This is a genomic window from Bacillus sp. FSL W8-1143 (assembly GCF_037965155.1).
Classification (GTDB): domain Bacteria; phylum Bacillota; class Bacilli; order Bacillales; family Bacillaceae; genus Bacillus; species Bacillus pumilus.
Map to the genome: position 1 here is coordinate 515,569 of NZ_CP150182.1, position 12,810 is coordinate 528,378.

At 41.3% G+C, this 12,810-nt stretch carries 13 protein-coding genes and 1 riboswitch; of the genes, 11 read left to right on the forward strand and 2 right to left on the reverse strand.

Annotated elements, in window-relative coordinates:
- Positions 1–58 precede the first annotated feature (58 nt).
- From dctP to NSQ36_RS02525, 6 genes are all read left to right on the forward strand, one after another.
- Positions 59–1,327: a C4-dicarboxylate transporter DctP gene (dctP, locus tag NSQ36_RS02500; protein ID WP_003214472.1), complete on the forward strand. Its 1,269-nt coding sequence runs from the start codon at positions 59–61 to the stop codon at positions 1,325–1,327.
- Between the two features lie 210 nt (positions 1,328–1,537).
- Positions 1,538–2,560, forward strand: a complete 1,023-nt coding sequence (locus NSQ36_RS02505) for an AI-2E family transporter (protein WP_050945541.1) — start codon at positions 1,538–1,540, stop codon at positions 2,558–2,560.
- A 63-nt stretch (positions 2,561–2,623) separates the two neighbouring features.
- Positions 2,624–2,756, forward strand: a riboswitch (cyclic di-AMP (ydaO/yuaA leader).
- A gap of 78 nt (positions 2,757–2,834) precedes the next feature.
- Complete coding sequence (locus NSQ36_RS02510; RefSeq protein ID WP_034620244.1) at positions 2,835–4,076, forward strand: dicarboxylate/amino acid:cation symporter; 1,242 nt, start codon at positions 2,835–2,837, stop codon at positions 4,074–4,076.
- A gap of 127 nt (positions 4,077–4,203) precedes the next feature.
- Positions 4,204–5,130, forward strand: a complete 927-nt coding sequence (locus NSQ36_RS02515) for an ABC transporter ATP-binding protein (RefSeq protein ID WP_310427588.1) — start codon at positions 4,204–4,206, stop codon at positions 5,128–5,130.
- Complete coding sequence (locus NSQ36_RS02520; RefSeq protein WP_137055557.1) at positions 5,108–5,875, forward strand: ABC transporter permease; 768 nt, start codon at positions 5,108–5,110, stop codon at positions 5,873–5,875. The genes NSQ36_RS02515 and NSQ36_RS02520 overlap by 23 nt, the downstream gene beginning before the upstream one ends.
- A 117-nt stretch (positions 5,876–5,992) precedes the next feature.
- Positions 5,993–6,328, forward strand: coding sequence for a hypothetical protein (locus NSQ36_RS02525; protein WP_137055558.1), 336 nt, complete (start codon positions 5,993–5,995; stop codon positions 6,326–6,328).
- 99 nt (positions 6,329–6,427) lie between these two features.
- On the opposite strand, the gene fbpB is transcribed toward NSQ36_RS02525, so the two are convergent.
- Positions 6,428–6,577 (reverse strand): Fur-regulated basic protein FbpB, encoded by a 150-nt coding sequence (fbpB, locus tag NSQ36_RS02530; RefSeq protein ID WP_003214266.1) that lies wholly within the window; start codon positions 6,575–6,577, stop codon positions 6,428–6,430.
- 346 nt (positions 6,578–6,923) lie between these two features.
- Positions 6,924–7,244, reverse strand: coding sequence for a thioredoxin family protein (locus NSQ36_RS02535; RefSeq protein WP_034663973.1), 321 nt, complete (start codon positions 7,242–7,244; stop codon positions 6,924–6,926).
- Between the two features lie 183 nt (positions 7,245–7,427).
- Here NSQ36_RS02535 and NSQ36_RS02540 point away from each other — a divergent pair, with 183 nt between their 5' ends.
- The 5 genes from NSQ36_RS02540 (at position 7,428) to NSQ36_RS02560 (ending at position 12,798) form a co-directional block, all read left to right on the forward strand.
- Entirely contained in the window at positions 7,428–8,510 is a 1,083-nt protein-coding gene (locus NSQ36_RS02540) for a D-alanine--D-alanine ligase (RefSeq protein ID WP_253621834.1), read from the forward strand.
- Positions 8,511–8,591: 81 nt separating this feature from the next.
- Positions 8,592–9,956 carry a UDP-N-acetylmuramoyl-tripeptide--D-alanyl-D-alanine ligase gene (gene murF, locus NSQ36_RS02545; RefSeq protein ID WP_339206671.1) on the forward strand — a complete coding sequence of 455 codons (1,365 nt, stop codon included), beginning with the start codon at positions 8,592–8,594 and terminating at the stop codon, positions 9,954–9,956.
- A 27-nt stretch (positions 9,957–9,983) separates the two neighbouring features.
- Positions 9,984–10,676, forward strand: a complete 693-nt coding sequence (locus NSQ36_RS02550) for an alpha/beta fold hydrolase (RefSeq protein WP_003214409.1) — start codon at positions 9,984–9,986, stop codon at positions 10,674–10,676.
- 127 nt (positions 10,677–10,803) lie between these two features.
- Positions 10,804–11,142 (forward strand): hypothetical protein, encoded by a 339-nt coding sequence (locus tag NSQ36_RS02555; RefSeq protein WP_003213982.1) that lies wholly within the window; start codon positions 10,804–10,806, stop codon positions 11,140–11,142.
- Between the two features lie 165 nt (positions 11,143–11,307).
- Positions 11,308–12,798 carry a DEAD/DEAH box helicase gene (locus NSQ36_RS02560; RefSeq protein WP_003214093.1) on the forward strand — a complete coding sequence of 497 codons (1,491 nt, stop codon included), beginning with the start codon at positions 11,308–11,310 and terminating at the stop codon, positions 12,796–12,798.
- The last annotated feature ends 12 nt before the right edge of the window (positions 12,799–12,810 follow it).

The following is a 12,810-nucleotide window of genomic DNA, read 5'->3' on the forward strand; positions in this document are numbered from 1 at the left end:
ATTTAGCTACAGATAACAGTTAAGCGTTTACATCAAAGGGTGAGGGAGTTGATTTTTTATGAAGAGGCTTTTGAAGAACCTGACATTTCAGGTGATTGCAGCTGTCATTATCGGGATCATTGTCGGGATGGTTTGGCCAAACGTCGGAAAAGAAATGAAGCCGCTTGGTGACACCTTTATCAATGCCGTTAAAATGGTCATCGCACCAATTATTTTCTTAACCATTGTTCTTGGTATTGCCAAGATGGGGGATATGAAAAAGGTTGGAAAAGTTGGGGGAAAAGCATTTATTTATTTTGAAGTCGTCACGACGCTTGCTTTGGTCATCGGTCTTTTTGTCGTCAATATCATGAAGCCAGGTGCAGGTCTGGACTATAGCAAGCTTGAAAAAGGGGATGTTTCACAGTATACCCAAAACGGGGGACAGGGTATCGACTGGATGGAATTTGTCACACACATCGTGCCATCTAATATGGTAGATGCTTTTGCAAAGGGTGATATTTTACAGGTCTTATTCTTCTCTATTTTATTCGGTGTTGCGCTTGCTGCACTTGGCGAGAAGGGGAAAGGAATCATTGAGTGGCTTGATAAGCTGTCACTTGTTTTCTTTAAAATCATTGGATATATCATGCGTGCAGCTCCGCTCGGTGCATTTGGGGCAATGGCCTATACAATCGGTCACTTTGGTTTGGCATCGATTAAACCGCTCGCAAGTCTGATGCTCTCCGTTTATTTGACTATGTTCCTGTTCATCTTCGTTGTGCTGAATATCATTTGTAAAATGTATGGCTTCAGCCTGTTTGGTTACCTGCGATTTATCAAGGATGAAATTTTAATTGTTCTTGGCACAAGCTCATCAGAATCCGTGCTGCCAAGAATGATGGATAAAATGGAACGCTACGGGTGCTCTAAGTCTGTTGTGGGTCTTGTCATCCCAACAGGGTATTCCTTTAACTTGGACGGAACCTCGATCTACTTATCGATGGCTGTGGTCTTCTTAGCGCAAGTGTTTGGTGTAGACTTGTCTATCGGCCAGCAAATCACCATTATCCTTGTTCTAATGCTCACATCAAAGGGAGCGGCTGGGGTGACAGGAAGCGGATTTATCGTGCTGGCTTCTACACTCGCTGCACTACAGGTCATTCCGCTAGAGGGGCTTGCACTTCTGCTTGGTGTAGATCGATTCATGAGCGAAGGAAGAGCCATCACAAACCTCATTGGAAATGGAATCGCGACAATTGTTGTGGCGAAAAGTGAAGGTGAATTTGACGAAGCGAAGAGCAAAACAGCCCTTCAAGAAATGCGCAATATAAAGCAAGCTGTATAGTATAAAAACAACCAAAAACCGAAACCTTATGTCTACATGGGGTTCGGTTTTTTCTTGTGTAAAAAAAGAAAAAACATGAAAGCTTGATAAATTTAGGTCGAATCGTAAGACCTCATTGACCTTTTGTTATATAATTTACAGAAAGATCCGATATAATGTATATCAGATCCAATGAAAAATAGACTTTAGTCCTGGCAGGTGTATAACGAAATGGCAGCATTTTTAAAATTGTTCGAAAAACCCGGTGTTAAGCGGTTTTCTGTATTTGTAGTATTAGCCACAGCCTTATATTTATTAAGAGGAATGATGAATTTAATTCTCTTGACCTTCATATTCACCTTTTTGATGAATCGGTTAGAAGAGGTCATTAGAGGCTTTTTAAGTCGCTTCCTGAAAATAGGGCAGAAATCGGTTATTACCATTTTGTATATTCTTTTGGCTGGTGGATTGACGGTTGGCGGATTCGTGTTTGTGCCAATCATCGCCAAACAGGTGGAGCAGCTATTTCATTTAGGAAAGAAAATTGCAGATCATCCACAAGATTTACCCTTCATTGATGTCATCACGAACGTATTCGGAGATTTTAAAATATCAGCTTACTTTGAGAAAGGGTTTAATTTCCTCTATACATACTTAACTGATTTCAGTACGTTCAGTATCCAGGTCATTATGTCCTTAATATTAAGCATGTTCTTCCTGTTCGAAAAGGAACGCCTCATTCAATTCATGAACAAGTTCAAAACGAGTAAAATCTCTGTGTTCTATAACGAAATCGCCTTCTTTGGACGTAAATTTTCCAGAACGTTCGGAAAGGTACTCGAAGCACAGTTTATTATTGCAACTGTTAACTGTGTTTTAACAACCATTGCGCTAGGTATTATGGGATTCCCGCAATTATTTGGATTAGCGGTCATGGTCTTTTTGCTAGGCTTAATCCCTGTGGCAGGTGTGGTTATCTCACTTATTCCACTCAGCATCATTGCGTATACGCTTGGAGGCGGCATGTATGTCCTGTATATCGTGCTTGTGATCGTCATCATCCATGCCATTGAAGCCTATTTCCTAAACCCGAAGCTCATGTCAGCAAAAACAGAACTCCCTATCTTCTTCACATTTGTTGTGCTGATCTTCTCTGAACACTACATCGGCATTTGGGGACTGATTATTGGTATCCCGATCTTTGTGTTCATTTTAGATATTTTGGAGGTCACGAATAAGGAAGAAAGTAATTAAAAAGTTCATATGAACCTGTTTACAATTTTCCGAAAATAAGGTATAAATAGTATGAAAATATCATATTACCACACGCTTAATCCTTCTAAAGGAATGGGGGACCCATGTTTTTGGGGTGAATTTTTCTCTGTGAGAAAAAAGGACATCTCTTCGTCCTAACCCGTCAGCTAACCTCATCGGCGTGAAGAGAGTAAACAGTGGTACGTGTATGGAAACAAAGACCCACGAGAAAACTCTCTTGTGGGTCTTTGTTGATGAGGAAGGGGAGATTTTATTGAAGCTAGCGACGAAAATTATTATTGCCTTGTTTGTAGGTGCAATCACAGGACTATTGCTTAACATTTTTGCTCCAAATGTATTCAAAGTGTTAGACCCTTATCTATTTACGCCTCTAGGTCAAATCTTCTTAAACCTGATTAAAATGTTAGTGGTGCCGATCGTATTCTTTTCCATCACACTAGGTGTAGCAGGTCTAGGTGATCCGAAAAAGCTTGGCAGAATCGGCGTAAAAACCATTACTTATTTCCTGCTTACTACTACTTTTGCCATCATCATTGGCATTTCATTAGCCTTATTAATCAAGCCGGGAGCATTCGGTCATTTTGATACGAAAGCAGCTGATTATTCCGCAGAGGAAGCCCCATCAATGGCAGAAACACTACTCAACATCATCCCAACCAATCCAGTCCAATCTTTAGTTGAAGGAAACATGCTTCAAATCATCGTCTTTTGTGTATTTTTAGGTCTTGGCATTGCCATGCTTGGGAAGAAGACGGAAGGTTTGCTAAAGCTGTTTGAACAAGGAAATGAATTAATGATGTACCTTGTCGGCATAGTGATGAAGTTCGCACCGTACGGAACATTCGGTTTGATCGCAACTGCCATTGGCAGTCAGGGATTTGATGCGATGAAAGCGATGGGCCTTTATTTCTCGGTCGTGTTAGTTGCGCTCGTGCTGCATTTCTTCCTAACTTATGGGTCAACTGTCGCCATTTTAGCGAAGCGAAATCCGATGGCATTTTTCAAAGGATTTTCTCCAGCAATGGTTGTCGCATTTAGTACGTCAAGTAGTAACGCAGTCCTCCCAGTCTCGATGGAAACAGCCCAGAAACGTTTGAAGGTGCCGGAGCCGATTTCAAGCTTTGTACAGCCGCTTGGTGCAACCATTAATATGGATGGCACAGCGATTATGCAAGGGGTCGCGACTATTTTTATCGCGCAAGTGTATGGAGTTGAACTGACGCTTGTCCAAATGCTGACGGTTGTCTTAACGGCTGTCTTAGCAAGTATCGGTACAGCTGGTGTGCCAGGAGTTGGGCTCATTATGCTCGCTATGGTACTGAACTCTGTGAATCTGCCGGTTGAAGGCATTGCGCTCATCCTTGGCATAGACCGCTTATTAGATATGGCAAGAACCGTTGTCAATATTACAGGTGACGCCGCATGTGCGGTGATTGTGACAGAAACGGAGAAAAAACACGAGACAGACGCAGCATCACCGAACCTATCCATGTAATGTAAAAGAAGGGCTGACTCGATCAGCCCTTTTTTTCATGGAGTCCCTTGTCTTGCGTGATATACTTTTAACAGAATGAGCGGTCTTATTTGCCGCTTTAGGTTTTACATCAGAAGGAGGAACCACGTTGGAATCTGCTGTTCTAAAAGTAGAGAAAGTCGATAAACGAATTGGCCGGAAAATGATCTTACAAGATATATCTATAGAAATAGGGAAAGGGGAAATCGTCGGCTTACTAGGACCAAATGGGTCTGGAAAAACAACCTTGATTCGTTTGATCGTTGGCTTGATGAAAAAAAACAATGGCCGAATCATGATCAATGGATATTCACAGGATGAGGATTTCCTACATGCGATGTCATCTGTTGGTGCAATCATAGAAAATCCCGAATTTTATTCTTATTTAACAGGCTTCGAAAACCTTGAACTGTATGCGGCGATGCACGATGGAGTGACAGAGGAACGAATGCAGGAAGTGGTGAAAAGAGTTCGTCTGGAGCACGCCATTCATCAGAAGGTGAAGACATATTCACTGGGGATGAAACAAAGGCTTGGGATTGCACAAGCCATATTACATCAGCCGAACCTGCTCATTTTAGACGAACCGACAAATGGACTTGATCCTGCAGGTATGAAGGAATTCAGGGAGCACTTGCAAACGCTAGTAAGAGAAGAAGGAACGTCCGTATTATTCGCCACACATTTATTACATGAGGTTGAAGAGCTATGTGACCGCATGATCATCATTCAAAAAGGACAGATCAAAGCCAGTGCCATGCTTCGAGGCATAGAGGGGAAAGAACAGATGCTCATGAATATTCAGCCAGTGGAAAAGGCAGTGACGTGGCTCGAGACACATGACTATACATATGAACGAAATGGATCGCATGTTTTACTTCAATTGAACAAAGAGCAAGTGCCTGAGCTGAACAAACAGCTTGTTCTGGCTGGATTTGATGTACTTGAAATGACGCCTCAAAAGCCATCAATTGAAGAGGCATTTATGAAATGGACGGAAGGCGGGACGGCAGATGCTTCAACTCATCAAGAATGAGCATAAGAAAATTACGAGGAAAAAGATCACGTTCATTGCACTTGGATTGATTGTTGTGTTTCAATTAGCGATGGCTCTAGCGTTGAAACGAGTCATCTCCAGCTTTGGTGGACAAGACACTGTCGCCAACTATTTTGCTTATTCCACAAACGTCGTGTTTATTTTACAGGTGCTCGCGGTTGTCATTGGCGCAACCTTGATCTCAACAGAATTTCAAAAAAGAACGATCAAGTTTTTATTGATACGGCCCAAAACAAGGCTGCAAATTTTCCTGTCAAAATACATCACACTTGTGCTGACGGTCATCTATTTGTTTGTTTTTTATTATGTCATTGCTTTCCTATTTGGCTTTATTTTCTTTGGTACTGCATTTGATGAAAGTACGGGACGACTATTTCAGCATACATTTGCTGTGATCGGATCTCAGTGGGTGGAAGTGATCATGATGGCAAGCTTCGCTTTTATGTGTTCCAGCTTGTTTAGGAACAGCCTCGTTGCGCTTGTGACCTCGTTTTTTGTTTTATATGCGGCTAAATCACTTGTGCCTATTATGTCTCTTTTAGAAAATCAGTGGGGGAAAATCCTGCTTTTTGCTAATACAGACTTTACTCAGTACAGCTTTCAAGGACCGCCGCCCTTCCATGGCATGAGCCCTTTGTTTTCTCTATTTATGGTAGGGGCGCATTTTGTTTTCTTTGTTGGCACGGCTTGGGTTCTTTTTTGGAAGCGTGATGTAAATGTGTAAAAATTGTGTCAAATAACAAGAAAAATTCGTGACATCTTTGTGAAAACGAGTCTGCATTTCACGATAACCGGCTGATTTTGTCTTATAATAAGAGGGAGTCTTGGAGGTGGCACTATCGTGAAAAATTTCATTACGGTTTTACCCATTTTGTTGCTGCTGTCGTTTTCGTTTGTGTCTTTTGCCTTCCAGTTTGATCATCTTATTTATTTCAGACTAGCGCTGGGGATCTTTTCGTTAGCGGGTCTTTTCTTTCTGTATACACTTAAAAGAAACATGAAATGGTTCATGGTTTATTTATATGCGAGCTGGATCATACTTGCAGCTGTCACAACATTTGAGGAGCCTGTCTTTTCTCAGTTCTTCTTCGGTGGTTTAACAATGACTATGGGTTATCTCACATATATGCTCATTTATTTAGGAATGAAGCAGGACCGTGTAGCGAAATCACATTAAAACAAAAGCCGATAAAATCACAGCATAGATTTTATCGGCTTTTTTTGTTGAAAAAGACAAAAGAGAGGAGCAGCCAGCTTTGACTGCTCCCCCTTATGTTTATGATTCACGTCCAGCAGCTGCAAGCTGCTTCTGATGCTTTTTGTCGATGGTTTCGTATATACTTTCCATCATTTTAGGATCGCGCATGATGGCTTTCTTGTTTTCTTCAATCAATTGCTGATACGTTTTGATTTTCTTCTTAGACATGTGACTCATCGCTCCTTTATAAGAATAGACGTCTATAGGATTCCACATAGATGAAATTGATAATCATTTTCAATTAGCACCTCTATTATACAAAGCACAATGCCGGAAGTAAAGATTATATTCAGAAAATTCACGTAATCGACAAATTCGAAGCCTAGTCGACGCTCATTCTTTCCCAGGAAATAATTTCTGTCATTTCTTGTCGTAAGAGAAGCCTCTATATAAAACATTCTTTCGCTCATTGAAACGTTTTGACTGAACAATTCGTCTTATGAAGAGATTTGATGTAAGAGATAGAGAAAAAAAGACACCAGCAAGTGTTTGCTGATGTCCTTCGTTTCACGATTTAAGAAACGTGCCCTTGAAGAAACTCTGTCACTTCTTCAGGTGATTTTGCGTTTGCACTGTGTAAATGACCTGTTTTTTCGCCATTTTTGAAAATTAACAGGCTTGGAATACCCATGACCTGATACGTTTCTGCTAATTCAGGGAAATCATCTTTGTTTATTTCAAACCATTCATGGTGAGCATACGCCTCTAAGATGTCTGGAATGAACATGTCCATTCTTGTACAGTCAGGACACCATGTTGCAAAGAATTTAACGATGACTTCTTTGTCAGATTGAATGATTTCATTGAATTGTTCAGTACTTGTGATTTTTTTCAATTTGTCACAACTCCTTTTCAATGTCATTTTAATATAAAATAAAGGCGAATGACATACAAATGCTCGGGAGGCGCTTACAACTTTACAAATCATTTCAATTCCGTAACAACAAAAATTAATTAGAGCATTTTTGCTTGAAAGTGATAAGATAGTAAAGATGAATTTTAGTGGGGGGAGTATCCATTGAAAATAAGTTTAGGATTGATTTACGGCGGAAAGTCAGCCGAACATAATGTATCACTGCAAACAGCCCTTGCAGTTACAAAAGCACTTAACACTGAGAAGTTCGATATACATCCAATTTATATTACAGAAGAGGGCGAATGGCTAAGAGGAGAAAAACTCACTGAACCAGTATCAAACGTCAGAATGCTTCAATTTGAACAGAACGCAAAGACGTTTTTACCAACTTCTTTAAATGAGAGCATGTTTCCACAGCCTACATCCGCTGATGAGAAGATTGATGTTGTCTTCCCATTGTTGCACGGGCCAAATGGTGAAGATGGAACGATGCAAGGATTACTTGAACTGCTAAATATCCCGTATGTCGGCAACGGCGTTCTTGCTTCTGCCGCGGGTATGGATAAAGTCATGATGAAAGATGTTTTTGCTCAAGCAGGACTTGCGCAAGCAAAGCACCTTTCCTTCAATAAAAAAGACTATGAGAAAGCCGCACCAGACAGCTTAGAACAGGTAGAACAAGTACTTGGCTATCCATGCTTTGTGAAACCTGCCAACATGGGATCAAGTGTTGGAATAAGCAAATGCCGCAGCAAAGAAGAGCTGCAAACCGCATTCGACTTGGCTTTCCAATATGATCGTCGTGTGGTCGTAGAAGAAGGCGTCGTAGGAAGAGAAATCGAGATAGGTGTATTAGGAAATGACGAGCCGAAGTGCTCTGTCGTTGGTGAAATTGCACCTAAAACAGATTTTTATGACTACAAAGCAAAATATGAAGATGGCGATACAGATTTGATCATTCCTGCGAGTGTGTCAGAAGATGAATACAAGACGATTCATGATATGGCGATTAAGGCATTTAAATCCCTAGATGGTTCTGGTCTTGTACGTGCAGACTTCTTCCTCACAGAAAAAGGCGAAGTGTTGATCAATGAAGTGAATACAATGCCTGGATTCACACCATTCAGTATGTTCCCGCTTCTTTGGAAGCACACTGGTGTAGAGTATCCAGAGCTAATTGAAAAGCTAGTGTCACTTGCAATTGAACGCCATCAAGAAAAACAAACCATTAAAACGACTTTTTAATGTGAGCAACAAGCAGACACTATCCTTAGGTAGTGTCTCTTTTCCTTCAAACGTGAAATGAGAAAGAGAGGCGAAAAAATCATGATCAAACGTACAGTGAATCAAATCGCCCAAATGGCTGGTGGGACACTATCTAATCAAGCTTTTGGCGAAGAGCAAATTTACGGAGTGACGACAGATACACGAAAAGTATCAAAAGGTGCATTGTTTATCCCCTTAATTGGAGAACATTTTAACGGTCACACATTTGCTTCTAAAGCAGTGGAGCTTGGAGCCGCAGCCGTTCTTTGGAATCAAAAAGAAGCCAATCCACCGTTCGGTGTACCTGTCATTCTTGTCGACGATACACTGGCAGCACTGCAGCAATTGGCAAAATCATATTTAAAAGAAGAAAACCCTCGTGTTGTCGGTATTACAGGAAGTAACGGGAAAACGACAACGAAAGATATGATTCATTCCGTCTTACAAACAACGTATCAAGTTCATAAAACAGACGGTAACTTTAATAATCATATCGGTCTTCCGCTCACCATTCTTGCGATGCCAGAAGGTACAGAGATAGCTGTATTGGAGATGGGCATGAGTGCAAAAGGCGAGATCGAGTTCTTGTCGAACCTAGCTGAGCCTGATGCAGCAGTCATCACCAATATCGGAGAATCTCATATGCAAGATTTAGGATCAAGAGAAGCCATTGCTGATGCAAAATGTGAGATCGCAAAAGGGCTAAAAAAGGATGGCATCTTTTACTACTTAGGAGATGAACCTTTGATCCGCGACAGAGCGACTGCACTTTCGCAGCAAGTGAAAACCTTTGGAGAAGCAGAGAACTGTGATATCAAGGTAACGCATATCAACCAGCTTGCAGAAGGAACTGAATTTCAGGTCGAAGGGTATGCCCAGGGGTTTCTCATTCCTGTATTAGGGAAACATAATGTAAAGAATGCCCTTGCTGCCATTGCCATAGGCCAGCATTTCGGACTGAATGAAAGACAAATCGCCCAAGGACTCATGCAAACAAAGTTGACAGGGATGCGTCTTGAACTGTTTAAAACGGAAAAAGGAATCACTGTTATCAATGATGCGTATAATGCAAGTCCTACTTCCATGAAAGCTGCCATTGATCTTGTAGGAGATATGGACGGCTTTGCAAATAGGATTCTTGTCCTTGGAGACATGCTTGAGATGGGCAGCGAGGAAGAAACGTATCATTATGAACTAGGCCGCTACATCAAGCCTGAATTCATTGATCATGTGATGACGTATGGCCGCCTAGGTGCATTCATCGCTGAAGGAGCAAAGAAATCATTCGGTGATGCGCGTGTGTTCTCATTTATGGACAAAGAGGAACTGAAGAAAAAACTTGCTGATGTAGCAGGTCCTGACGATGTTGTTCTCGTCAAAGCCTCACGCGGCATGAGATTAGAAGAAGTCATTACTGCGCTATAAAAAGTGAGCGGCAAAGAAGGTGACAGAATGATTGGCTGTCTATGTATACATGGATTCACTGGCGCCCCCTATGAAGTGGAACCGCTAGCGCAATATTTAAAGCAGAAGACAGATTGGAACGTTCAGTCTGTCACGCTTCCGGGGCATGGAGATGAACTTCAGCTAAAAGGTATTCTCTATCAAGAATGGATTGCGACAGCTGAATTAGAACTTCTTTCTCTTTACAGAACATGTGATACCATTTTTTTGATCGGGTTTTCCATGGGAGGAATGATTGCTTCTTATCTTGCAGCGAAGTATCCAGTTGCTCGTCTCGTCCTTTTAAGTGCTGCGGCGAAATATGTGAATCCAAAACAAATGATTCAAGACACAAGGCAGTTGGTGAAAGAATCATTGTCTGGGCTGATTGATACGAATCCTTTGTATGATAGATACCGTCATAAGCTAACGAGCACACCGCTGTCAGCCGCTGTTGAATTTATGAAACTGGTGAAGCAAACGAAGAGCTCCCTTGAGAAACTACACCTCCCTGTGTTAATTGTTCAAGGGGAAAGCGATGGGATTGTGCCAGCTTCAAGTGCACAATTTATTGATCATAAAATCCCGTCTCGTCAGAAAGAAGTGTTTTATTTACCTGACTGTAAACATCATGTTTGTCACGAGCCGTGTGCACAGCAATTGTTTGAAAAAGTAGAGCAATTTCTAAAAAAAACAATTTAATCTATAGAAAAGCGAAAATGTGGCTAAACTAATATAAATTGAATCCCACTTGTTAAAAATTGCATCATTTTTGTCGAATGAGTGACAAGCCTATGGTACAATAGGAAAGAAAAGGTGGCTGATTCGGTTGTTTCAATACGACGGAAAAACCTTTGTCCCGCAGTCTAATTCGAGTAACGGAGAAGTATCGGCAGGCACCATATTTCAATATCGTCAGGACGGGAATATATTAACGGGCACATATCAAGGCGGCAGTATTGTATCTGGTGTACTTGTAGGAACTGTAAATGAGGATGGAACACTTCATTTTAGGTACCACCATGTCAGCAAAGACGGCAGCATGAGAAGCGGGTCTTGCAATTCTACACCTAAGCAGTTGGATAACGGAAAAATTCAACTGTTCGAAAAGTGGAAATGGATGGATGGCGATCAAAGTGATGGTGAATCTGTCATTGTGGAACAGTAGATATATCCATTTCTGTCTTGTTGAAAAACAAATAGTGTAATGGTAAGATATAAGGTAGGGTAATTCGGGCTTTGTATATAATGGACCTGTCCTTTCGGGTAAGGGCAGTTTTTAATGATCATTCACGAGATTACTGAAACAGCAATTAGAAGGAGTTTGAATAATTTGACTATAACGTTTCAAGATTTTCAATTAAGCGAAAGTCTCATGAAAGCTATTAACCGCATGGGATTTGAAGAAGCAACACCGATTCAAGCGGAAACAATTCCTCTCGGTCTTCAAAATAAAGATGTCATTGGACAAGCACAAACAGGAACAGGAAAAACTGCAGCGTTTGGTATTCCTCTTGTAGAAAAAATTGACCCAGCGTCTCCAAATATCCAAGCGATTATCATTGCGCCAACAAGAGAATTAGCGATTCAAGTATCTGAAGAGCTATACAAAATTGGCCAAGACAAGCGTGCGCGTGTACTTCCGATTTACGGTGGACAAGATATCGGTCGCCAAATCCGTTCGCTCAAGAAAAATCCTCATATCATCGTAGGGACTCCAGGACGTTTACTCGATCACATTAACCGTCGTACAATGCGTCTTCAAAATGTTGAAACTGTTGTGCTTGATGAAGCAGACGAAATGCTAAACATGGGTTTCATCGAAGACATTGAATCGATCCTTTCAAATGTACCAAGTGAACACCAAACACTTTTATTCTCTGCGACAATGCCTGCACCAATTAAGCGCATTGCAGAACGTTTCATGACAAACCCAGAACACGTAAAAGTAAAAGCGAAAGAAATGACTGTCTCTAACATCCAACAGTTCTACTTGGATATCCATGAGCGTAAGAAGTTTGATACATTGACTCGTCTTCTTGACATTCAATCACCTGAGCTTTCAATTGTCTTCGGCCGTACGAAACGCCGCGTTGACGAATTGACTGAAGCACTTAACCTTAGAGGTTATACAGCTGAAGGAATTCATGGTGACTTGACTCAAGCGAAACGTATGGTTGCGCTTCGTAAATTCAAAGAAGGTTCAATCGATGTGCTTGTAGCAACAGACGTTGCAGCACGTGGACTTGATATCTCAGGCGTAACACACGTGTATAACTTTGACGTACCACAAGATCCAGAAAGTTACGTACACCGTATTGGACGTACTGGACGTGCTGGACGTACAGGTATGGCGGTGACATTTATCACACCGCGTGAAAAAGATATGCTTCGTGCGATTGAGCAAACAACTAAACGTAAAATGGATCGTATGAAAGAACCAACATTAGATGAGGCAATCGAGGGACAACAACAAGTAACAATTGATCGTCTGCGCACAATCATCAGTGAAAACAACTTAAACTTCTACATGACAGCTGCTGCTGAATTGCTAGAAGATCATGATTCTGTCACAGTGGTTGCGGCTGCCATCAAAATGATGACAAAAGAGCCAGATGCAACGCCTGTTCGTTTGACAGATGAAGCACCAATGGTTTCAAAACGCAATCGTAACAACCGCAGCTCTTCTAAACGTAGAGACGGTGGCGGCGGAGGCGGCTATCGCGGAAAAAGTCGTTCATCTTACGGTGATAAAAAGCGTTCTTCAAATGACCGCAATCGTTCTTCTAGCGATCGCCGTCAAAAGAAATCTTATAATAGCTAATTTAAAAGCGAA